This window comes from Pseudomonas sp. R19M (assembly GCF_050312585.1).
Lineage (GTDB): Bacteria > Pseudomonadota > Gammaproteobacteria > Pseudomonadales > Pseudomonadaceae > Aquipseudomonas > Aquipseudomonas palleroniana.
This window is the reverse complement of sequence record NZ_JBNPJV010000032.1, coordinates 57,292-79,411: the sequence shown is the minus strand read 5'-3', so window position 1 is coordinate 79,411 and position 22,120 is coordinate 57,292. Positions and strand designations below refer to the sequence as shown.

The window sequence follows — 22,120 nt, the reverse complement described above, 5'->3', positions numbered from 1 at the left end:
CGCTGAAAAAGTTAGTCGCCGACCGCTTCGCCTTCACGCCGAGGGTCCGCGCCGCCGCTCAGCGACACCTTGCCCTGGGCATCCCGCGTGCGCACGATGGCCTGGATGCCGCTGGTCATTTCAATCTCGCTCAACGTATGGCCTTTGTCCTGCAACGCCTGTTTCAACCCTGGGCTGAACAGGCCGGCCTCCAGTTCGGTCGCACCGTTGCGGCTGCCGAAGTTCGGCAGGCTGATGGCGGCTTGCGGGTCGAGGTTCCAGTCGAGCATAGCCACCAAGGATTTGCTCACATACTCGATGATCTGTGAGCCGCCCGGCGAGCCTACTGTGGCCAGCAATTCACCGCTCTTGCGGTCGAACACCAGGGTCGGTGCCATGGCCGAACGTGGGCGTTTTCCCGGCTCGACGCGGTTGGCCACCGGCTGGCCGTTTTCTTCGGGGATGAACGAAAAATCGGTCATCTGGTTGTTCAGCAGAAAGCCCTGGACCATCAGGTGCGAGCCGAACGCCGCTTCCACCGTGGTGGTCATCGATACGGCGCCGCCCTGGTCGTCCACGGCCACCACTTGTGAGGTGGAGATACGCAGCGGCGAACGGTCCGGCGCGTACGCCACCTGGATGCCCGCAGGTCGGCCCGGTTTGGCGATGCCCATGCTGCGCTCGCCGATCAGCGTGGCGCGTTGGGCCAGGTAGTCCGGTGCGACGAGGCCCGCGACGGGGACGGGGGTGAAGTCTGAATCGGCCACATACAATGCGCGGTCGGCGAAGGCCAGGCGACCGGCCTCAGCGATCAGGTGCACGGCTTTGGGGCTGGGCTCAAGACCGGCGGGCGAGGCACTTTTCACGGGTGCCATCGGCGCGATGGCCAGGCGCGGGTCGCGAGCCTCCACGGCCTGCAACGTGCCGAGGATTTGCGCAACGGCAATCCCGCCCGAGGAGGGGGGCGGCATGCCGCACACGCGGTACTGTTTGTAGTCGGTGCACAGCGGTGTGCGCTCCTTGGCGACATAGCCCTTGAGGTCGGCCTGCGACAGGCTGCCCGCATTGCGATTGCCCTGGACCTTGCGTGCGATCTCGTCGGCGATCGGGCCGTGGTACAGCGCGTCGGGTCCTTCCTTGGCAATGCGCTTGAATACACTCGCCAGTGCCGGGTTTTTCAACAGCGTGCCGGCGGCTTTAGGTGTGCCATCGGCGTTCAGAAAGTAGGCCGCCATCTCCGGCGACTGCGCGATGTAGCGGTCGGCGGCAATCAGCGCGTGCAGGCGGGGGGATATCGCGAAGCCCTGCTCCGACAAACGAATGGCGGGCTCGAACAGCTTGGCCCATTGCAGGTGGCCGGTTTGCTTGTGTGCCATTTCCAGCGCACGCAAGACGCCCGGCGTGCCGACCGAACGCCCGCCGATCTGCGCCTCGGGAAACGCCATGGGAGTGCCGTCGGCCTTCAAGAACAAGCGCCCGGTTGCACCGGCCGGCGCCGTTTCGCGACCGTCGTACGCGTGTACGGTTTGCCCATCCCAGAGCATGATGAAAGCACCGCCGCCGATGCCGGACGACTGCGGTTCCACCAGGGTCAGCACCGCCTGCATGGCGATCGCTGCATCAATGGCCGAGCCTCCTTGGCGCAACATCTCACGCCCGGCTTCGGCCGCCAACGGGTTGGCGGCGGCGGCCATATGGCGCTCGGCGTGTTGCGTCACAAGATCGCTGCGGTAACCCGAACCCAGCTCCGGTGCTGGAGGTTGTTCAGTGACGGGGGTGTGACAGCCGGCCAGGGCGAAGGCTGCGGCAACCATTGACAGTTGACGGCGGGAAATCGAAAGCACGCGCTGAACTCCGTTCATTGTGAGAATGATCTGTTGTCCTTGGGTGGCTCCTTTTTACAGGTAAATCGTGCCCTTGAGGTAGAGCACTGCGTGCCCGGCGATAATCACGCGGTCGCCCTTGAGTTCGCAACGCAGTTGTCCACGACGGTTGCCTCCCTGTTCGGCGGTCAATTGCGACTTGCCCAGGCGCTCGGCCCAGAATGGCGTCAGCGAGGTGTGCGCAGAGCCGGTGACAGGGTCTTCATTGATACCGACATTCGGGCCGAACCAGCGAGAAATGAAATCAAAGCGCGTGCTTTTGGCCGTCACCGCAATTCCGCGTTTAGGCAGGCCCTTGAGGCGAACGAAATCCGGCGTCAGGGCGGCGACCTGGGCTTCGTCTTCCAGCAGCACGATGTAGTCATCGGTGGCATACACCTCGGCGTGCTCAACCCCCAAGACGTTCAACAGGCCGGCGGGCGGCTCACAACGCTCGGGCTGCTTGGCCGGGAAATCCATCGCCAGTTCGTCGCCGTTGCGCGTTACGCGCAACTCACCGCTGCGGGTGGCGAAGCGCAACACATCCGGTGCATCCGGCAACTGGTGAATCAAGACCCATGCCGCCGCGAGCGTGGCGTGGCCGCACAGGTCTACCTCGACTTCCGGGGTCAGCCAGCGCAACTCATAAAAGCCATCACGGGGCACGAAGAACGCGGTTTCCGAGAGGTTGTTCTCGGCGGCGATGTTGTGCAGTTGCTCATCGGTCAGCCATTCGGTCAGCGGGCAGACCGCCGCCGCGTTACCGCCAAAGGGATGTTGGCTGAAAGCATCGACCTGGTAGATATCCAATTTCATCAGGAGCACTCCGTGTAGGGGAGGCCGGACACTAACAGTGGGTCCCCAGAGCGTCAAAATACAGATACGAAGTTTTTTTGAGCGCAAACGCTGCTCAGCCCAGGCGCAATACCATTGCCCCGCCGGCAATGATGCAGGCGGCGAGGAGGCGAGCCCGCGTCAGATGCTCTTTGAGTACCCATGCACAGATCACCACGCCGAACAGGATGGAGGTTTCCCGTAGCGCAGAAACCGTGGCGATCGGTGCCGCAGTCATCGCCCACAGGGCCAGGCCATAGGACGCCAGTGTGCCGAAGCCGCCCACCACGCCAAGGTGCCAGTGGCGCCTGACGTATTCAATGAAGACGCCGCGCCGCGTGGCCAGGGCCCATGCGCAAAGCGGGATGCCGGTCAGCAGGAATATCCACAGGGTGTACGCCGCCGGCGCGCCGGATTTACGCACACCCACGCCGTCGATCAGGGTGTAGCCCGCGATCACGCCGGCGTTGATCAAGGCCAGCACCACGCCTTTTCGCGACCCTGCCGAAGGGACGGCGGCCATGCTCAAGATGCCGAGGGAGATGATTGCGATGCCGAGCCAGGCGAATGCCGACAATGCCTCGGACAACAGCAGCACGCTCACCGTAGCCACCAGCAGTGGCGCGGTACCGCGCATGATCGGATAGGTCTGGCTCATGTCGGCCACACGGTAGGTCGAGGCGATGAGGGCGAAATACAGCACCTGGAAAACTACTGATGCCCCTATGAACGGCCAACTGCCTCGCGCTGGAGGCTCCAGGAACGGGACAGTCGTCAACGCGATCAGCGAAGCGACTGAGGCGATCATGCAGGTGGTCAGGAGCTTGTCGGCACCCCCTTTGACTACGGCATTCCAAGTGGCGTGAAGTGCGGCGCCCAGCAGGATGATGGCGAATACGTCGAGGCTCATGAAGGGCGCTCCTGCTGCGCTCAAGGGTATGTTAGACAGGCAAGAGTGTGATGAAGTAGCTCACAAAGAGGAAGACCCGTTACGGGCTGCATCCTTGCAGCCCGTAACGGGTCGGTGTTGCAGTGAGCCGGGCGGGATACTCGATCCTATCCACAACGGGCTCTTTATCGAATTCGAGCCCGCTGCCCAAACACTCTGTTTCGCTGTTATTGGAGTGCTACATCGAGCATCGGCGGGATGTAACCGTAGTCATACTCGGCCACCACGAACGTCTGCTGTCCTTTGATCTTGATCCCCACCGTCGGTGCTTCGGTACCGCCGATACGAATCTGTTTGCCGGTTTCGTCGGTCGGCACGCTGTCGATAAACGAGGTCACCAGGCCGTTGGGCATCACACAGTGCGAGTAGGTCTGGAACGGCTGGGAGGACGGGTTGCCCAGCACCAGGCCGGAACCGTTCAACGGCACGTAAGGGCCGAACAGCGAATCGGCGACGAAACCGTACACCCCGTCCGGCCCGGTCACGCCGTCGGCATAGGTAAAGGTGTGGCTGATGGTGAACAGGTAGTACTTGCCGTCCTGGAACACGAAGTGTGGGCGTTCGGTTTGGTCGTTGACGCCGACCGCGGTCAGCAGCGGCGGCAGCATTTCCCAGTCGTCCCCGTCTTCGTCACGGGCCACGGCGATACCGACACAGGCGGTCTGGAAACGCGAGTTGCCGACGTCTTCATAACCCGGCGGCACATCGCCGATTTCGGCTTTCCCGACCTTGTGCGAACCGCGCTCGCCGGCCACGTTGCCTTCAAACAGCATGTACAGCTTGCCGTCGTTGGGGTCACGGAACGGCCAAGGATCGCGAAAGCCCCAGAAGGCGTTCTGCGCTTCGGTTTGATACATGTGGCCGTCGGCTTCGAACAGCGGCTTGACCTTTTCAAAGCCGACCATGCTGACACCATGCTCGGTCGTCACCACTCGACCACGTACCTTGACGATGGTCGCGCCTGGCGTGACGGCAGTGTAGTACAGGTCAATGTCCCCCTTTTCGTTCAACAGGATTGGCGTGCCGGCCCATTCGCGAGCGGTCGGCGAAACCCCTTCGGCCATCACTCGGCCACCGAGTTTCCAATCCTTGCCGGTACGGGAAAACCAGTAGTACATCTTTGCCCGGCCATGGCGGTCGTTCCAGTCGCGGGTGATGTCGTAGTTACCGTTCTCGTCGATGTACTCCGGGTCGTTAGGATGGCGATCCGCGGTCAGGGTGAAGATCACCGACCAGCCATCGACGGAGGTCACGTTTCCGTCCAGGTCGCGCAGCGGCATGGTGTCCCAGATGAACACCTCATTGCTCAATACCGGGAAATCCGCACTGACCAGTGGCTGGGTCGTAGTGGGATCGTCCGCGTGGACTTTCAGCGCATCGGCCCGAGTCCAGAGGCTGGGTTGATGGGGGATCTTGCCGAATTTTTCAGTGTTGCTTTTCATGGGTAATACCTCGTCCGTGAAGGAAGTTATAAAAAATACTGTATGTGCATACAGTGATTTCATCTTAGGCAAACCGGTTTTTGGGGTCAAGCGTAAATTTGCATTTGTGCATAATTTGACTTTTTACACAGGCTGATACGTTTCAGCTTGATGCGTTTCTAGAAGTTAGCTTTAAGCCTGATCGGCGACGATGCCTGCATGATATTCGCGGCAGAGAACTGTGGTGCGTTGGTCTGGACGTGGGCGGGCATCTTCAAAGCCTGGAGTACAGGCATGATCAAGCAGCCAGGTTGGCGAGTGTCGTATTGGAGAGGGGGAGTTTGACGTCGCTGGACCCGCATGGATGTCCAGAAACAAGAAAGCCCGCACGAGGCGGGCTTCTTGAGGTGATTCACAGACTGCTGTAGACATCTATGGATCGGTACTTGGTGGCTACACAGGGACTTGAACCCCGGACCCCAGCATTATGAATGCTATGCTCTAACCAACTGAGCTATGTAGCCAAGTGGCGCGCATTATTCGCGTAGAACGGGAATGCGTCAAGCGTTTTTGTTGAAAATTTTTCTACGCTTTCAACTGTTTAACGAAAATCGGGCTAAACAGCGACGAGTGGCGGGTTGGGCGTCAGGTTTCGGCGGGATGGGCACGGCCTTGCTGTCGCGCATGAAAAGGCTAGATCGAGTTGGGCTGATATCCCTGTCGCCCAACGATGGCCAGCTAGTCTGGCTTAAGGTCGCAACGGCGTATGGGTGACGCGCTTGAGTTGTTCACGTGCCCGTGACAGGCGCGAGCGAACAGTGCCGATAGGGATGTCCAGTGCATCGGCGGTGTCCTGATAGCTGCCATCCGTCTCCAGCGAGGCATACAGGGTTTTGCGCATTTCCTGCGGCAGGTCCTTGATGGCTATCAGGGTTTTTTCCAGCCGGCGATTGACCTCGAATTCCCAGTCCAGATTACGGCTGTCCTCCTGGCCATGCCACAGCGCCTCGTCGAATTCGCAATGCACCGGTTTGGCATACAGGCGCCGGAAGTGGTTGCGAATCAGGTTCTGCGCGATTCCGCACATCCAGGTGCTGAGTGTCGCCTGGCCGCTGTAGCGCTCGCGGTTACGCCAGGCTTCCAGGTAGGTGAGTTGCAGAAGATCGTCCGCATCTTCCGGGTTGAGCACGCGCTTATGAATGAAGCGCCGGAGTTTTTTTTGTTGGTCTTCCGTCAGGTGGAGCATGAATTGAGGCGAGCTGCCAACAAGATGAGCGAGGGCACCAATAGGGATATCCATGATTTTTTCCTCTGGGTGGACACGGTCGAAGTGGTTTCGACGTGACCCCTTTTGCACTGGCTGTGCCAAAGGAAAAAAAGTTTTAATTCATTGATTTATAAGTAGATATTTATTTTTTGTGCTGAGTTTTGTGCAGTCGTTTGCAAAAAGCGGGGATGCTGTTGTGCGGGTATTTTCAAAAACGCCGCAGGGGTAGTTTCGATGGAACCGTATGGCGCGCGCCTGCCACATAGGGACACAAACTCCCTGTCCTGGCCCGCCCATGAAAGTCGAACCGTTCAACGATGTGCAACCGATCCTGAACCCGGATCAACCCCGCATCGGCGTTACCCAAACGCAGGCCGGTGCCACGGCTATCGACGACATTGCCCAGATATTCAACGAAGAAATGGCGCTCAATGGCGTGGCTCTGGGCCGCCGTTCGATTGGGCGGCAGGTCACACCGATTGAGCACATCACCCAGCTCTATGAACAACTGGGCCATCCTGCCCAGGCGTCATTGGCAACCGTTGCTCGCCAGGTCCGCATGCAACTGTTGCTACAGCCTGGTATCGACACATTGCTTGAGCTGACTGGCCGCGATCCTGCGCGCACCTTCGTGGTACTTCAGCGGGTGGCGGCCGAGGCGCAAGCTGAAGCGCGCAAAGTCGAGGCGGCCCTGGCGCGAGATGCACTCGCAAAGTTGGAAGTCCGCTTCAAGCGGGAAATCCAGGCCGGGCTGAATATCGCACTGACGCTGCAGCAGGCCAGTGGTGACCCAGAGGAACGCCAAGCGGTGCGTGCGTTGTATTACGCCAGTGTGGTCATGCGCCAATCCCTGGCGTTCATGATGCAATCGCTGCTCGGGGTGTACGGTGGCGAGCAGTTTGGCGCCGGGCTCAACCTGATGCGTCGTGCTTTGGCCGACGATATCGCCGCCCACACGCCTTCGGTACCCACGGCACAACTGCGTACGTTGCTGCTGGGTTTGCAGAGCTGCAGCCAGCTGGGCGGGGCGTTATCCAATTGCCAGGCGTTGATCCAGCGCCTGGATGCGGAACTGGATGCGGTAGGCCTGCTGCAACGGCTTCTGGGTTATGCCGGCACTGGTATCGAATCGGCGGAAGTCCAGCGGCTAGCTTGCGATTTTGGCGGCGCGCTACCGGCTGCCCAACTGGTGTCTCTCAACGGCTTGTACCCGGTGATGCAACGTTTGCCCCTGGCTCTGTGGCGTGACAGCCGTGGGCGTGAAGAGGCCCTGCATAACATCTTGCTGGTGATGGACGAATTCACCCGTGCCGAGCGCGGTCATCTGCACTTCGACGGTGAGTCGAGGAGCCTCCCGTGACGGTGCTGGCCGCCATCAACGCTGTGCTGCTCAAAGTGGCGCAGCGTGCTGAAGTGTTAGGCGCGGTGGTGGTCATGGCCATCGTGTTCATCTTTATTGTGCCGTTGCCCACCTGGTTGGTGGATATCCTGATCGCACTCAATATCTGCATTTCCTGTTTGCTGATCGTGCTCGCGCTGTACCTGCCCGGGCCGTTGGCGTTCTCGTCGTTCCCGTCGATTTTGCTGCTGACCACAATGTTTCGCCTGGCATTGTCGATCGCCACTACGCGTTTGATCCTGCTGGAGCAGGACGCGGGTGACATTGTCGAAGCCTTCGGCAATTTTGTGGTGGGCGGTAACCTCGCGGTGGGCCTGGTGATTTTCATGATCCTGACCCTGGTCAACTTCCTGGTGATTACCAAGGGCTCCGAACGGGTCGCCGAAGTCGCCGCGCGCTTCAGCCTGGATGCCATGCCGGGCAAGCAGATGTCGATCGACAGCGATTTGCGCGCCGGGCTGATCGACGGTGGGCAAGCTCGCGACAAGCGCGAGCAGTTGTCCCGCGAAAGCCAGCTGTTCGGGGCCATGGACGGGGCCATGAAGTTCGTCAAAGGCGACGCCATTGCCGGCTTGATCATCGTGCTCATCAACCTGCTGGGTGGCTTCTCCACCGGGATGTTCCAGCATGGGATGAGTGCGGGAGATTCGATGGCGTTGTATTCGGTGCTGACCATTGGCGATGGTCTGATCGCACAGATTCCGGCGCTGCTGATCTCCCTGACCGCCGGCATGATCATTACCCGTGTGGCACCGGATGGGCGCAAGGGCGCCAATAACATGGGCGCCGAAATTGCCCGGCAGATGACCAGTGAGCCCAAGAGCTGGATGATCGCCTCGGTAGGCATGCTCGCCTTCGCCGCGCTGCCGGGCATGCCCACGGTGGTGTTTATTCTGATCTCGCTGATGACCGGCAGCCTGGGCTACTACCTGGCGCGTCAGCGCCAGCGCGAGGCTGCCCCGCCGCCGCAGGCTGAAAAAGTGGTGCGGCCCGAGGAAAACGGCGACGAAGACTTGCGCGGTTTTGATCCGTCACGCCCCTATCTGTTGCAGTTCCACCCGACGTTGTACGCAACGCCGCAGGTCATCGATATCGTTCATAAGATTCGCCAGGCCCGGAACGGGCTGGTCACAAGCATCGGCCTGACGCTGCCGCCGTTTGAAGCCGAGTTCGATGACTTGCTGGCGCCTGACGAGATGCGCTTCTGCGTGCACGAAGTGCCGGTGATGGCGGCGACCCTGAGTGATCGCATCGCCGTTGAATACGCATCGCTGACGCCACCCTTGGAGCGAGGCGAGAGAGGGCTTCCTGAGCGCGATGAGCAGGACTGGTTATGGCTTGCTCCCGATGACCCTTTATTGGACGACCCCCAGGTCGAGCGTTTCACTGCCCCGAGCCTGATCATCGAGCGCATGACGCGAGCGATGATGCTTAGCGGGCCGCGGTTTCTCGGTATCCAGGAGAGCAAGGCGATTCTCAGTTGGCTGGAACACAACCAGCCGGAACTGGTGCAGGAACTGCAACGCATCATGCCGCTTTCGCGGTTTTCGTCAGTGCTGCAGCGCCTGGCCAGCGAAGGCGTGCCGTTGCGTGCGGTGCGCTTGATTGTCGAGTCGTTGATCGAGTACGGCCAGCATGAGCGCGAACCGGATGCCTTGGCCGATTACGCGCGTATTGCCCTCAAGTCGCAGATCTACCACCAATACAGCGAGCCCGATGGCCTGCATGCCTGGCTGCTGTCGCCCCAGACTGAAAACATCCTGCGCGAAGCGTTGCGCCAGACCCAGAGCGGCGTGTTCTTTGCCCTCGACAACGAGAGCAGTGCAGCCCTGATCAACCTGCTCAACCAGGCATTTTCGGCGCGGCCCAAAAGCAAGAGCGTGATGCTGGTGGCACAGGATCTGCGCAGTCCCTTGCGCACCTTGTTGCTGGACGAATTCAGCCATGTGCCGGTGCTGTCCTTCGCCGAGTTGGGGAGTACTTCCAAGGTCAGGGTGCTGGGGCGTTTTGACCTGGGCCAGGACGAGTTGATGCGCGGAGCAGTGGCATGACACCGCCGTTAATGCTGACACCACAGGTGCGATGATGTTCGAGCTGCGGGTACTCGATGGACTGCAAAAAGGCGCCGCTTTGCCGTTGTTTGGTGAGCAGTGGAGCCTTGGCGCCCACGCGGATGCCGACCTGTTGTTGAGGGACCCGGGTATCACCGAGCACCACGCCCGTTTGCAACTGGTCGACGGACATTGGACGGTGCAGGCCGAAGCGGGGCTGTTGCAAGACAGCGACGGGCAAGTGCTGGCGCAGATCGGCGACCTGGCACTCGATACGCCTTTTGTGATCGGTGCCGTGCGCTTGTGTGTGGTGCCGGCTGATCAGCCTTGGCCGCAGGCGCCGCCTGACCGGCCAACACCGTTGGCGCCGCCGCCTGAACCGGCCCAGCGGCTGGTGCTGTCGTCGATCTCCCCGTCGCAACAGAAACGTTTGATCAGCCTGGTGTTGCTGTGTGCCGTGGTCATCGTCGCGATCGGTATCGTCTCGACGCCAGGGCGCGGGGCACAAGCGTCGCTGATGCCCGTCGTGGAGCAAAAGCAGGAGCTGATCTCACCCTTCGAGGTGCGGCAGCAGTTGTTGAAGATGCTCAGCGAACGTGAGTTGGCCCAGCGGGTCAGCTTGCAGGTGATCAATGCCCAGATTGTCCTCAACGGCGATGTTTCCCAGGAAGAAGTCGAGCTGGTCGCCCGCATGCTCAGTCGTTTCGCCGAGCAGTTCGACACCGCCGTGCCGGTGATCAGCCGCGTGCAGGTACGCGATAACACACTCCCCTTCAAGATCCTCCAAATCGTCGGCGGCGCCAGCGGCCACGTGGTGCTGGAGCACGGCGTCCGGTTGTTCGTGGGCGACGAACTGGATGGCCTGCGGTTGGTGTTGATCGACAACAACAAAGTGATTTTTGACGGTACGCAACGGTATGAGGTGCGCTGGTGAATAACTCGATACAGGCGCGCCTGGAAGCGTGGCGGCTGAACCAGTCACACGCGTTGACCCGCTTTGCGCCCGTTTCGATGCGCGGTCGCATACAGCGTGTGAACGGCATGCTGTTGCAATGCCGGTTGCCTGACGCACGTATTGGTGACTTGTGCCAGGTGGAGAAAAAACCGGGTGATTGCATGCTGGCCGAAATCATCGGGTTCGATCAGCAGGACGCGGTGCTCAGCGCCCTGGGTAACCTGGAAGGTGTGCGCGTAGGCGCCAGTGTTGAGCGCCTGGGCGTGCCACACCGAGTACAAGTCAGCGAGGCGCTGCTGGGGCAGGTGCTGGATGGCTTTGGTCGGCCTATTGCGGGGGACGGTCCCAGTGCGTTTGTCGTGACCGACACGCTCGATGCCAGCACCGTATTGTGCGAGGCGCCGCTGCCGACCGAGCGACCGAGGATCAATCGGGCGCTTGCCACCGGGGTGCGTTCGATCGATGGCCTGTTGACCTTGGGCGAGGGCCAACGCGTGGGCCTGTTCGCGGGGGCCGGTTGTGGCAAGACCACCTTGTTGGCCGAGATTGCCCGCAATGTCGACTGCGATGTGATTGTGTTCGGCCTGATTGGCGAGCGAGGCCGCGAGCTGCGTGAGTTTCTCGACCATGAGCTGGATGACGCATTACGCGCCAAGGCGGTATTGGTCTGTGCCACCTCCGACCGTTCCAGCATGGAGCGCGCCCGCGCCGCTTTCACCGCAACGGCGCTGGCCGAAGGGTTTCGGCGCAAAGGCCAGCGGGTGTTGTTGCTGATCGATTCCCTGACCCGGTTCGCCAGAGCCCAGCGCGAGATCGGCCTGGCGGCCGGCGAACCCCTGGGGCGCGGGGGCTTGCCGCCGTCGGTGTATAGCTTGCTGCCGCGGCTGGTGGAGCGCGCCGGGTTGACGCGAGACGGTGTGATCACCGCCATCTACACGGTGCTGATCGAACAGGACTCCATGAGCGATCCGGTGGCCGATGAGGTTCGCTCCCTGCTTGATGGTCACATCGTGCTGTCGCGCAAGCTGGCCGAGCGTGGTCACTATCCGGCGGTGGATGTACTGGCCAGCTTATCGAGGATTTTGAGCAATGTGGCCGAGCCCGCACATATCCGGGCCGGCACCGCGCTGCGACGCTTGTTGTCGGCGTATCAGCAGATCGAGCTGATGCTCAAGCTGGGTGAGTATCAGCCCGGCAGTGATGCCTTGACCGATATGGCCGTGGACAGCCGTCAGTCCGTCGATGGTTTTCTGCGCCAGGACTTGCGAGAGCCATCACCTATCACGACGACCCTGGAGCAACTGACGGAGCTGACAGCGTATGTCCCCTTCTGAGTCACTGAGCGTTGAAGTCGAGACACTGCGGCGCTTGCGTCGGCATCGCGCGGATCGTGTCGAGCGAGCGTTGAGTGCCGCCCAGCGAGCCCAGCGAACCCTGCTGGAACAGATCGCGCAGGCGCAGCAGGCGCTTGAACACACACGCCTTGAAGAGGCGCGGCAATGCGCGCAACTGCTGAGTCAGCACCAGGGGCAGGTCATGACCTTCAAGGCGTTGAAAGATTGGAGCGCCCAAGAGCGCAACCTGTCGGCCGGCACCCAGCGTGAAGAAGACCAGCTACACGCCTTGCATGAGCAAAAGGCGCAGCAGGCCGAGCACATCAGCAGCGTGCAGAAGCAGGTCAGCCAATGTTTGCGTGAGGTCGAAAAGCTTCAGGAACTGGCCAGTTTATTGATTCAGGAGGAGGCGTGACTCAGGTGCCGGCAGACAAGGTCGAGCGTCCGCTCCTGCGGGAGCTTCGTGAGGCGCGTGAGGCCGGGGCCGGCGTGGCTATCCCTGAAGAACAAGGGCAGTTGTTCCGCCGGCTATTCGCTGATGAAGGTGAGCCCACGGGCTATGGCAGCCACGCTGCGGCGGGACGAAGCGCAGCCGCAGAGATCGCCATGATCGAGACATTGACCGAACAGTTGGCCCCTCGGTTACACATCGCTTCGCAGTGGCCGCTGGAAGCGATGCTGTACGTGCCTCGGCTGGGGCGGATTCAGACCCGTATCCGCCGAGAGCAGGGCGCCTGGAGCGTTGAGTTGGAGGCCGAGCAGGACACGACGACGCGTTGGCTCAGTGGTGTGCGACAGCGCTGTGAGGATCGGATTGCCCAGGCCGTTGGCCAGCCGGTCAGCCTGCATCTGGCGCATCTGGAGCGCACGTGATGATGCCGCCTCTGGCCTTGCGCCCGGTGCAGGGTGACGTGGTCGCTGCGCTGCGTCGGTTGGGGGGCGGGTTGCGCCTGCCCTTTGAGGTCGACGGCCAGCGCGGGGAGTTGCGGCTTGAGCCCGCGCGCGCACCGGAAGGCGTAACGCCGTTGTGTTTTGAAACGGCCTGCGGGGTGCTGGCGTTCGGTGAGCCTTCGCCGCAGCTCAGCCTGTTGGGCGAGTGCCCGGTGACACTGGCCCAGGCCGGCAATGATCCGGACTCCTGGTTCTGGGCCCTGTTTGAACAACATCTGAGCCCACAGGTTCGCGCGTTGTTCGGCTACCTGCGTTTATCCCCCGCGGTGCCGGTGTTGGACTTCGGTTGTCGGCTGTGGGTGTGCCTTGGCGCATCCAGGGTCGCGGGTTTTCTGTGGATGTCTACGCATAGCTTCCTGGCACTGTGCGAGGCCGGGCCTTGGCAGCCGACAGCCGCGCCGATGCCGGACCGATTCCAACTGACGCTCGCGGTCACGCTGGGGCATTTGCGTTTGTCGATCGCGCAGCTGTGCAGCGTCCGCGAAGGCGACGTCGTGGTGCTCGAACACACCTATTTTCAAGTGCAGGGCACCGGTTACTTGCCCGTCGGCAAGCATCGCCTGCACGGGTGCATTGACGATGCAAGCGGGTCGCTGTGCCTGACCGTGACTTCAATAGAGGAAACAACTGTGGATGAAGATTTGGTTGCTCATCACGCTCCGCAAGGCGGGGACGACCGACCGGTGACGGATGTGTTCGGTCATGAGCCATTTGATGAGTTGAGCATGGCGCTCAATGTACGCTGCGGCACGCTGAACCTGAGCCTCGGCGAGTTGCGCAACCTCGCCCCCGGCGCCGTGTTGGGGATAACCGGATACGCCCCCGGCATGGCCGGGCTTTACTATGGCGACCGGCCCATCGGCCAGGGCGAGTTGGTTGAGGTGGATGGGCGGCTCGGCTTGCAGTTGTCCCGTGTGGTGTTCTCCCGATGACCTTTCAAGGCGTGGACCCGCTCGTTCTCGCGCTGTTTCTGGGTTCATTGTCGCTGATGCCGATGTTGTTGATCGTCTGCACGGCGTTCTTGAAGATCGTCATCGTGCTGATGATTACCCGCAACGCCATCGGCGTGCAGCAGGTACCCCCGAGCATGGCGATCAATGGCATCGCCCTGGCGGCGACGCTGTTTATCATGGCGCCCGTCGGCTATGAGGTGGCGCAGACGCTCAAGGTGTCACCGCTGGACTTGAGCAGCGTGCAGACGATGCAAGAGACTGGCCTGGCGGCCATCCAGCCGTTGCGCACGTTCATGCAGCGCAATACCGATCCGGATGTCCTGACCCACCTGAAGGAAAACAGTGCGCGCATGTGGCCGCCGGAAATGGCGCAGCAGGTTCAGCGCGAAGACTTGATCCTGTTGATGCCGGCCTTTGTTCTCTCGCAGCTGCAGGCGGGTTTCGAGATCGGCTTCCTGATCTACATCCCGTTCATCGTCATCGATTTGATCGTCTCCAATCTGCTCCTGGCATTGGGCATGCAAATGGTCTCGCCCATGACCATCTCACTGCCGCTCAAGCTGCTCCTGTTCGTCCTGGTGTCCGGATGGTCGCGTCTGCTCGACAGCCTGTTCCTTTCTTATCTCTGAGTGGCCTATGGAACCGATCGTGCTGTTCAAGCAAGGCATGCTGCTGGTGGTGGTCCTGTCGGCGCCCCCGTTGATCGTGGCAGTGGTGGTCGGTGTGCTGACATCGCTGGTGCAGGCGTTGATGCAAATACAGGATCAGACCCTGCCCTTTGGCATCAAGTTGGTCGCGGTGGGCGTCACCCTGATATTGACCGGGCGTTGGATTGGGGTGGAGTTGATCCAACTGATCAACCTGACGTTCGACATGATCGCCCGTTCGGCACTGAACTGAGGTTACCGGCTTGCTGCTTCTCGTTGATTACCTACCCAGCCTGCTGGTCGCCATGGCGCGCATCTATCCCTGTGCTTTTCTGGTGCCTGCATTCTGCTTCCAGCACCTTAGGGGGATGCCTCGACACATCATCGTCATGGTCCTCGCGCTGATTCCGGCACCCGGCATCTACAGCGTGCTCAACGGCCAGGACTACTCGGCCTTGATGATCGCTGGGTTGGTGTTCAAGGAGCTGGTGCTGGGGTTCCTGCTCGGGATCTTGCTGGCCATGCCGTTCTGGATGTTCGAGTCAGTGGGCGCCTTGCTGGACAACCAGCGTGGCGCCCTGGCCGGTGGTCAGCTCAACCCTTCATTGGGGCCGGATGCTACGCCCGTGGGCCACCTGTTCAAGCAGTTGGCGATCTACCTGTTGATCGCGACCCTCGGGCTTGGCGTATTGACCCAGGTGATCTGGGACAGCTACCTGGTGTGGCCGCCGACGGCGTGGCTGCCGTCGGTGGCGGTGAATGGCTTCAGCGTATTCCTCGGGCTGCTTGGCGATACGTTCATGCACATGATGCTGTATGCCGCACCGTTTATTGGCGTGTTGCTGTTGCTGGAATTCGGCGTCGCCTTGCTCGGGTTGTATAGCCCGCAACTGCAAGTGTCGACCCTGGCGCCGCCGCTCAAAAGCCTGGCCGGGTTGATGATCCTGATTTTGTACTTTCCCCTGTTGCAGGATTTGATCGTCGGTCGCATGAGCCTGCTGGGTGATCTCAAACACGCCCTGGGCCTATTGCTTCAGGGCTCGACGCCATGAGTGACTCCGGTGAGAAAAAGCACGCGGCGACGCCGAAGAAGTTGCGTGACCAACGTCAAAAAGGCCAGGTCGCGCAGAGCCAGGATGTCGGTAAATTGCTGGTGTTGACCGCCTTGAGCGAGATCGCCTTGTTCACGGCCGAACCCAGCATGCAACGCTTCCAGCAGCTGATGGTGCTGCCCATGTCGCGAATGGGCCAACCCTTCGCACGCGCTTTGGAAGAGGTGTTGCTGGAAAGCCTGATCGTGTTTTTTGCGTTTGCCCTGATGATGGCCGGCGTGGCGATCAGCGTGAAGTTGATCAGCAGCTGGATGCAGTTCGGGTTGCTGTTTGCGCCACAGAGCCTGCAGCTCAACTTCAGTCGCCTGAACCCTCTGAGTCAACTCAAGCAGATGTTCTCGGCCCAGCAGGTCATGAACCTGTTGATGAGCCTGGCCAAGGCCCTGCTATTGGGCGTGATCCTGTATGCCGTGATCGGTCCGTCCTTGGGAACCCTGATCAAGCTGGCCGGTAGCGACCTGCAAACCTATGTCCAGGCGCTGATTGTAGTGTTCCGCCATCTACTGCATGCCTGTCTGGGCTTGCTGTTGGTCTTGGCGTTGATTGACCTGGCGTTGCAGAAGCATTTTTTTGCCAAGCGCATGCGCATGACCCAAGTGGAGGTACTCAAGGAATACAAGGATATGGAAGGCGACCCGCACGTGAAGGGGCAGCGTCGCTCCCTGGCTTATCAACTGGCCCAGGAAGAACCCAAGGTCAAGCTGCCCAAGCTGGAGGAATCCGACATGCTGGTGGTCAACCCGACGCACTTTGCCGTCGCCTTGTATTACCGCCCAGGCAAGACACCGCTGCCGTTACTGGTGGACAAGGGCACGGATGCGCAGGCACGCGCGTTGATCGACCGGGCGAAAGCCGCCGATGTCCCGGTGGTCCAATGCGTCTGGCTGGCCCGTACGCTGTACGAGAAAAAGCTGGGGATGGGGATTCCTCGCGAAACCTTGCAGGCGGTCGCCTTGATCTACCGGACCTTGCGTGAGCTTGACGCTGAAGCCAAGCGCGAAACCCTGGAATTGCCGGGACTGGAGCGGCGTTGATTCAGCGAGCGGCGCGCCGGTCCAGCGTCTCGAGACTGGCCAGCGAGAGCAGGCGGCTGATGGTTGCGTCGAGCGCCTGGCGCTGGGTCGGCAGTGCATGCCAGATCACCAGGTTGCCCCTGGCGTCCAGGTAGACAAAGCAGCCACTGAAGGCCACTGCTTGTTCAAACCGGCGCTCAAGTGCCCGCTGCAATTGTCGGGGTCGCAAGACGTCGCGGTTCACCTGCAGGGCCAATCCCGGACCGGCAGCCGTATCCATGGCGTAGATGGCAATGCCGGGGCCGACTGGCAGGTGGGCGCCAGGGCCGCCCACCCATGCGTCGCTGAATGCCTCGCGACGCTGCTGGTTATCGGTAAGTCCGTGGGGCGTCATCGTTCCAGCGATATCGTCTGGTAGTCCGAACGCTCGCCTGACGGGCCCGACTCGGCCCGCATCTGCGGTGGCCACCAGACCACCAGCGTGTGCTTGCCTGACTGCGGACGTGAGCACGAGTCGCCTTGGCAGGTCGGCGTGCAGCCGGCGACGAGCAGTGCCGCACCGATGAGTGTGGAGCACAACAGTAAAGGCTTCATTGCGGTTGGTTCCGGGTTGGGGTGAGCAGGGAAGGGCGGGAGACGCCGATGTGTTCGTCTTTCACCACTGGACGCATGGCAATAAAGACCTCGGCTTCTTCACCCGGCTTGAGCCAGGCTCGCGGCCAGACGCTGACGGCCAGGGTGTGTGAGTTACTGCACTCCTTTTCATCAATACGTACGTTGCGGTTGAACTGGTTGCGCAGCACGACGACGGCCACGTTGAAGTCCGGGCCGGTGTACCACTGGCTGCGGTCGGTATTGAGCGCCAGCAGATCGCGCGTGACGCATAGGGTATTGAGCCCCAAGGGCAAGGGGGCCGTCTTGAAAGGCTTGGGTACCTGGCCGCTCACCAGATGCGCCAGGGTGCTGGTGATATCGCTGCGCTTGATCACCGGTTGGTGAGGGGCATCGCGCCTGGCCAAGGGTTTGAGGGCGGCTTGCAACTCGGCCTGATCGTCTTTTGGCAGGTAGCGCGAAGGGTCGGCCTGATCGCCGATGACCCGGGGGGTCAGGATGAACAGCCTTTCGCGGCGATTGTTCTGGCGTTCAGTGGAAGAAAACAAGGCCTTGCCCAGCAGGGGAATATCCCCCAGCAATGGGACTTTGTTGTGCTTGTCGGTGCTTTCGCTGACGTGGAAGCCACCGATCACCAGTGAGCGTTTCTCCGCCATCACCGCCTGGGTACTGACTTTGCCACGGCTCACATCCGGTGTTGTGCTCAGGGGGTTGGACTCATTGAAGTTACCGTCTTCGATGTCCACCAGCAGGTGGATCTGATGCTTGCCCCGGGACGTGATGACCCTGGGCACGACCTGGAAGCTGGTGCCGACCGTGACGGGCAAGATGGTTGCGTTCTCGGTGCCGCCGACCAGGTATTGAGTGCGGTTGAAATCGATCACCGCGGGGTGGTTTTCCAGGGTCAGGACCGACGGATTCGAGACCAGGGTCGCCAGGCCGCGGCTTTCCAGGGCCCGTATGTCTGCGTAAAACCGGTCGCGATTTTCAAATGAAAGTTGTGATGACGTACCGGGGCTCGTGTTCACGCCGCCTCGGAAGCGGCTGTTCTGAAACCCCCAGTTAACCCCGAATTCACGCAGTTGAGTGCGCTCGATATCCAGGATGATTGCGTCGATTTCCACAAGCTTGCGCGCTACGTCGAGTTGGGCAATCAGGTCGCGATACATGGCCTGGCGTTCGGGCAGGTCATAGATCAGTACCGCGTTGTTGCGCACGTCCGCCTCGACGCGGATTTTGCCGCTGCCGACGGGCGCACGCGGCGTGACCATGGGGCCAGTGCCTGGGGGCTCCGAAGGTGCCGTGGTGCCCAGCATCTGCCCCAGCAACGGGTTGCTCAAGCGAGCGCCGCTCGCCGCGAGCGGTGCGGGTGCGGAAGGGGGCGTGGCACGGGATGACAAGGCTGACGCTGGGCGCGTTTCCAATAGCCCGCGCAGCATATTGGCGACGCCGGGGACGTTGTATTTTTCGCCACGATAATCAATCTGCCGGTCTGCGGCATTGGCAAACTTCAGGGGGAACGTCAGTACGCTCTGTTTTTCATCGGGCGACCGGCGCTGGCTGGCGAACTGTTTAATCTGCTCGATGTAGCGTCTGGGGCCGGAAACCAATATCACACCGTCCTCGGGGAGCTCGCCCCAGCCGAAGCGGCTTTCCAGCAAGCCGATATCAGTCAATGCCTGCTTCAAGTCCGCGATGGTTTCCGAGGAGACCTCGAGGCGTGCGGATTCCTGTTGGTCCAGGGTGCTGATGTACAAAGTGTTGTTGTACAAGTACCACTGGAAACGATGCTCAACGCCCAACCTGTCGAGCAGCGACTGGGGGGTATTGGCGCGGATCTTTCCATTGACGACACCCTCCAGCAGGCCCTCGATCTGCAACTGCGTGCCGAAGGTCTGGGCGAAGTCTTCAAGTACCTCGCGCAAAGGCTTGTGTTCGGCTTCATAGGCATACGCGGTATTTTTCCATTCGCTGGGAATGGCGGCCTGCGCGCTTTGCCAAGGGATCAGCAACCATGGCAGAACGAGCAGGCCGCGCCAGCCGGAGCGCTTTGCAGTTAACCGGGGCGAGGGGGCATGCAAGCCATCAGGCTTGTCGGAGGTATTGTTCATAAGGCGTTCTCTGATTAAGGCGAAAGCGGATGTCGCGAGGCGGGGCGCGGCGCACGGGCAGGGCGTGCAAGGCGGGCCATGACTGCCCGCCAGGTGTCACGCTGATTGAGCAGCGCCTCGAGGCTTTTCTGCACCTGCGTCGGGTTTGGCGCGTCGTGCAGGCACTCGAGCAACCACAGCGCGCCATGGACCGGGTCTTGGGCGAGCGCCCCTGGAAAATGATGCAAGCTGGCGGCGCCCGGACGCATCCAGTTCTCCAACTGGGCATTGGTGGGCACGTGCTGAGTGAGTTCAACGCCCAGTACCAGCGCGCCGCTGTCACGTTGCAGGACGATACGGCTATCGCCTTCAGTCAAGGTGATCTGCGGATCGGAACCGCTCAACCAGCGCGCCAGGTCATCCTCACCTTCAAGGGATTCCATCAAAGACGATCTTCCCTTTATCGGCCATGTGATTGGTCATCGCGAAGGTTGAGGTCATCAGTTGGTTGGCATCCATCTTGAGCTCAAAGGCCTGTTCCAGTAAGGCCGCGAACGTTTCGTTATCGAGCGGCTCTTCTGAGGCTTTCTTCATCTGTTCGAGGTGGCGGTTGACGGTATCCAGTTCCCTGTATTGCCGTTGTTGCTGGCGGTAATCAAAACTCATGGTCGGCTCTCCGGTGGCTTTGCCGCTATAAGTGGCTAAAGGCTGGTAACGGTTCCACGCCAAGAGTTTTGAAAGGCAATGTAATCAGCGTTGCCGGAAATTCCTTACCTGCCGCGGGACACGGGCTCAAGCAATAGCAGGCCATCAACGGTAGAGCGCCACTCGATGTGGAAGCTGCCTTCGTCGGTTTCCAGTATGAGTGTCTCGGCCGCCAGGGAGTCATCAAGGCGCAGGCACCAGGGGGCCTCAGTGTGAAGCTGCAGCCATTGCTCGACCTGCACGTGGTCCTGTGGGTGGCAGACCAGGTTGGCTGCGATTGCCGGGACTTGCGTGTTCAGCAGTTTTTTAAGCAAGGCGTTGAGGCGCTCGGCGGGAGGTGTCAGCTCCAGCAGGCTGATCAGCGCCTGATTGGTGACGGAGGTGGCAATCTGCTCGAGGCGCTCGCAAATGGCCTGGCGCTCTACTTCCCAGCGTTCGAGCTGGCGATTGGCACGCTGCCAGAACTCGACCTGGGCCTGTTCAAGCAATTGCTCGCTGTGTGCCTGAGCCTGGTGCAGTAGCGCGTCGGCTTGGGCCTGGGCGTTTTCGAGCAACTGCTCGGCCTGTCGGCTGTCGGCAAGGACAGCTCGGGGAATCAAGGCATGCGGCAGGCTTGCGGTGGGCATCGACAGTTCAATCTTGCGTCGGCATAACATGGTGCGGGGGCACTCCGGAGGGGGCAGCGTGAAAGTCGTCTTCCGCCGCAGCGGTGGCACGCCAGATGACCGCCTGCCAGACAGTGTCCAGTTTGCTTCCCACTTGCGGTAGGTATTGGCTTTCGAGTTCCAGTACCCGACGGCGCGCAAAACTGAGGCGCAAGCGTTGCCACACGGTGTGATCGACCCAGGCGCGCAGATGATGCAGAGGGTCTTCACTGGGTTGTCGGGACGAGGAGGGCAGGGCCATGGATAGGCGGGCGCACCACTGGCGCTGGTCATGATTCAAAGCGGTATCGCGCTGTGGGTGGTAAATGCCGTCGACCAGGGTCAGCATCAACGCTTGTTGTTCAGGCGGTGCCAGTACCATCCGCAATAGCGCTGCAGAGGGCTGGATCGGCAGGCAGGGCGTGATGCCCAATGCGCGACTGATCAGCTCATGCCGGCCGCGGCATAACGCGAGGCTGGAGGGTGAGTTGAGATCGAAGGCGACCCATGGATGCTGCGAACGGCTCCAGGGGCAGGCCCACCAATGCACCCAGTCACGGATATCAGGCATGTGGTGGCGAGCTCGAAGGTGATGCGGTTCGCGTCTTGCGAAGCCATAGAGCAGCGGCAACGAGTGACACTATCAAGAGGATCAGCAAGACCGTCACACAGATCTGCCAAAAGGCCAGGTCAGCCTCGGGTACTAGAAACGCGCCGAAGTAGACCAGTCGTTCGCGCTCGATATAGGTCGCGGCCGGCACGAACGTAACGGTGAGTTTTTGCGGGTTGTCCGCCGTGGTGCTCATGCCGGGGATGCTGCTGGCAACCATCCTGCGTACGCGTGGCCTGATGTTGTCCGGCTCCAGCCTTGGATCGTGCTTGATAAAGACCGAGGCTGAAGCCGGTTGTACGGGTTCGCCCGGCGCTACACGCTCGGGCAGCACAACATGGACGCGGGCAACGATGACCCCATCTATGTTGGATAGCGTCGCCTCCAGTTCCTGGGACAAGGCATAGATATAGCGCGCACGCTCTTCCAGCGGGGTGGAAATAACCCCTTCCTTACGGAAAATTTCACCGAGTGTGGTGCGCGCGGTTTTTGGCAGCCCTGCCGCCTCCAGCGTTCGAACCGCACGGGCGATATCGCTTGTGCGGACCCGCACTACGGCACCGTCTTTTTCCAGTACCTTCTGGGCACGGATATGCTTGTCCGCCAGTTCGGCGATCACATCGTTGGCTTCCTGTTCGGACAGCTGGCGGTGAAGGTCAATGCGTTCACCACAGCCGCTCAGCATGAACGTCAGCGTAAGTAATAAATAGATGAAGCGCGTGCGCATAAGCG

General features: G+C 60.9%; 24 protein-coding genes and 1 tRNA gene. 11 read left to right on the top strand and 14 right to left on the bottom strand.

Features of this window, described 5'->3' with window-relative positions:
- Positions 1-11: 11 nt before the first annotated feature.
- The 6 genes from ggt to ACQRBT_RS05635 form a co-directional block, all read right to left on the bottom strand.
- Positions 12-1,841 carry a gamma-glutamyltransferase gene (gene ggt, locus ACQRBT_RS05660; RefSeq protein ID WP_412046969.1) on the bottom strand — a complete coding sequence of 610 codons (1,830 nt, stop codon included), beginning with the start codon at positions 1,839-1,841 and terminating at the stop codon, positions 12-14.
- Between the two features lie 36 nt (positions 1,842-1,877).
- Positions 1,878-2,657, bottom strand: coding sequence for a PhzF family phenazine biosynthesis protein (locus tag ACQRBT_RS05655; RefSeq protein ID WP_412046970.1), 780 nt, complete (start codon positions 2,655-2,657; stop codon positions 1,878-1,880).
- Between the two features lie 94 nt (positions 2,658-2,751).
- Entirely contained in the window at positions 2,752-3,585 is an 834-nt protein-coding gene (locus ACQRBT_RS05650; RefSeq protein ID WP_161548331.1) for an EamA family transporter, read from the bottom strand.
- A gap of 206 nt (positions 3,586-3,791) precedes the next feature.
- Positions 3,792-5,066: a glycoside hydrolase family 68 protein gene (locus ACQRBT_RS05645; protein ID WP_060754790.1), complete on the bottom strand. Its 1,275-nt coding sequence runs from the start codon at positions 5,064-5,066 to the stop codon at positions 3,792-3,794.
- A gap of 426 nt (positions 5,067-5,492) precedes the next feature.
- Positions 5,493-5,569 (bottom strand) — tRNA-Met (locus tag ACQRBT_RS05640).
- 224 nt (positions 5,570-5,793) lie between these two features.
- Positions 5,794-6,345 carry an RNA polymerase sigma factor gene (locus ACQRBT_RS05635; protein ID WP_412046971.1) on the bottom strand — a complete coding sequence of 184 codons (552 nt, stop codon included), beginning with the start codon at positions 6,343-6,345 and terminating at the stop codon, positions 5,794-5,796.
- A gap of 262 nt (positions 6,346-6,607) precedes the next feature.
- On the opposite strand from ACQRBT_RS05635, the gene sctW reads away from it, so the two are divergent.
- From sctW to sctU, 11 genes are read left to right on the top strand one after another with little or no spacing between them, the layout of a single operon-like run.
- A complete protein-coding gene (gene sctW / locus ACQRBT_RS05630) occupies positions 6,608-7,672 on the top strand; it encodes a type III secretion system gatekeeper subunit SctW (protein WP_412046972.1) in 1,065 nt (354 codons plus the stop codon).
- A complete protein-coding gene (sctV, locus tag ACQRBT_RS05625) occupies positions 7,669-9,762 on the top strand; it encodes a type III secretion system export apparatus subunit SctV (RefSeq protein WP_060754793.1) in 2,094 nt (697 codons plus the stop codon). The genes sctW and sctV overlap by 4 nt, the downstream gene beginning before the upstream one ends.
- Positions 9,763-9,796: 34 nt before the next feature.
- Positions 9,797-10,696, top strand: coding sequence for an FHA domain-containing protein (locus ACQRBT_RS05620; protein ID WP_412046973.1), 900 nt, complete (start codon positions 9,797-9,799; stop codon positions 10,694-10,696).
- On the top strand, positions 10,693-12,051 hold the full coding sequence (locus tag ACQRBT_RS05615) for a FliI/YscN family ATPase (protein ID WP_060754795.1): 1,359 nt from the start codon (positions 10,693-10,695) through the stop codon (positions 12,049-12,051). The genes ACQRBT_RS05620 and ACQRBT_RS05615 overlap by 4 nt, the downstream gene beginning before the upstream one ends.
- Entirely contained in the window at positions 12,038-12,466 is a 429-nt protein-coding gene (sctO, locus tag ACQRBT_RS05610) for a type III secretion system stalk subunit SctO (protein ID WP_104995446.1), read from the top strand. Before ACQRBT_RS05615 ends, sctO begins: the two co-directional genes overlap by 14 nt.
- On the top strand, positions 12,463-12,924 hold the full coding sequence (locus tag ACQRBT_RS05605; protein ID WP_412046974.1) for a type III secretion system HrpP C-terminal domain-containing protein: 462 nt from the start codon (positions 12,463-12,465) through the stop codon (positions 12,922-12,924). Before sctO ends, ACQRBT_RS05605 begins: the two co-directional genes overlap by 4 nt.
- On the top strand, positions 12,921-13,934 hold the full coding sequence (locus ACQRBT_RS05600; protein WP_412046975.1) for a FliM/FliN family flagellar motor switch protein: 1,014 nt from the start codon (positions 12,921-12,923) through the stop codon (positions 13,932-13,934). The genes ACQRBT_RS05605 and ACQRBT_RS05600 overlap by 4 nt, the downstream gene beginning before the upstream one ends.
- On the top strand, positions 13,931-14,584 hold the full coding sequence (gene sctR, locus ACQRBT_RS05595; RefSeq protein WP_244697421.1) for a type III secretion system export apparatus subunit SctR: 654 nt from the start codon (positions 13,931-13,933) through the stop codon (positions 14,582-14,584). The genes ACQRBT_RS05600 and sctR overlap by 4 nt, the downstream gene beginning before the upstream one ends.
- 7 nt (positions 14,585-14,591) lie before the next feature.
- Positions 14,592-14,855 (top strand): type III secretion system export apparatus subunit SctS, encoded by a 264-nt coding sequence (gene sctS / locus ACQRBT_RS05590; protein ID WP_060754800.1) that lies wholly within the window; start codon positions 14,592-14,594, stop codon positions 14,853-14,855.
- A gap of 10 nt (positions 14,856-14,865) precedes the next feature.
- Positions 14,866-15,654, top strand: a complete 789-nt coding sequence (sctT, locus tag ACQRBT_RS05585) for a type III secretion system export apparatus subunit SctT (protein WP_161548327.1) — start codon at positions 14,866-14,868, stop codon at positions 15,652-15,654.
- Positions 15,651-16,748, top strand: a complete 1,098-nt coding sequence (sctU, locus tag ACQRBT_RS05580; protein ID WP_090366941.1) for a type III secretion system export apparatus subunit SctU — start codon at positions 15,651-15,653, stop codon at positions 16,746-16,748. The genes sctT and sctU overlap by 4 nt, the downstream gene beginning before the upstream one ends.
- 1 nt (position 16,749) lies before the next feature.
- Here the strand turns inward: sctU and ACQRBT_RS05575 are convergent, their stop codons facing one another.
- The 8 genes from ACQRBT_RS05575 to sctJ all read right to left on the bottom strand — a co-directional run bounded on the left by ACQRBT_RS05575 (position 16,750) and on the right by sctJ (position 22,115).
- Positions 16,750-17,121: a transcriptional regulator gene (locus ACQRBT_RS05575; RefSeq protein ID WP_412046976.1), complete on the bottom strand. Its 372-nt coding sequence runs from the start codon at positions 17,119-17,121 to the stop codon at positions 16,750-16,752.
- Positions 17,118-17,321, bottom strand: a complete 204-nt coding sequence (gene hrpT, locus ACQRBT_RS05570) for an HrpT family type III secretion system protein (RefSeq protein WP_060754804.1) — start codon at positions 17,319-17,321, stop codon at positions 17,118-17,120. The genes ACQRBT_RS05575 and hrpT overlap by 4 nt, the downstream gene beginning before the upstream one ends.
- The gene (sctC, locus tag ACQRBT_RS05565) at positions 17,318-19,450 is read right to left on the bottom strand and encodes a type III secretion system outer membrane ring subunit SctC (RefSeq protein WP_104995451.1); all 2,133 of its coding nucleotides are present in this window, start codon (positions 19,448-19,450) and stop codon (positions 17,318-17,320) included. Before sctC ends, hrpT begins: the two co-directional genes overlap by 4 nt.
- 14 nt (positions 19,451-19,464) lie before the next feature.
- Positions 19,465-19,872: a type III secretion protein gene (locus ACQRBT_RS05560; protein WP_161548323.1), complete on the bottom strand. Its 408-nt coding sequence runs from the start codon at positions 19,870-19,872 to the stop codon at positions 19,465-19,467.
- On the bottom strand, positions 19,859-20,095 hold the full coding sequence (locus ACQRBT_RS05555) for a hypothetical protein (RefSeq protein WP_104995453.1): 237 nt from the start codon (positions 20,093-20,095) through the stop codon (positions 19,859-19,861). Before ACQRBT_RS05555 ends, ACQRBT_RS05560 begins: the two co-directional genes overlap by 14 nt.
- Before the next feature lie 104 nt (positions 20,096-20,199).
- Positions 20,200-20,760, bottom strand: a complete 561-nt coding sequence (sctL, locus tag ACQRBT_RS05550) for a type III secretion system stator protein SctL (RefSeq protein ID WP_412046977.1) — start codon at positions 20,758-20,760, stop codon at positions 20,200-20,202.
- 7 nt (positions 20,761-20,767) lie between these two features.
- Entirely contained in the window at positions 20,768-21,349 is a 582-nt protein-coding gene (locus ACQRBT_RS05545) for a type III secretion protein (protein ID WP_244697443.1), read from the bottom strand.
- Positions 21,342-22,115: a type III secretion system inner membrane ring lipoprotein SctJ gene (gene sctJ, locus ACQRBT_RS05540; protein ID WP_412046978.1), complete on the bottom strand. Its 774-nt coding sequence runs from the start codon at positions 22,113-22,115 to the stop codon at positions 21,342-21,344. Before sctJ ends, ACQRBT_RS05545 begins: the two co-directional genes overlap by 8 nt.
- Positions 22,116-22,120 lie beyond the last annotated feature (5 nt).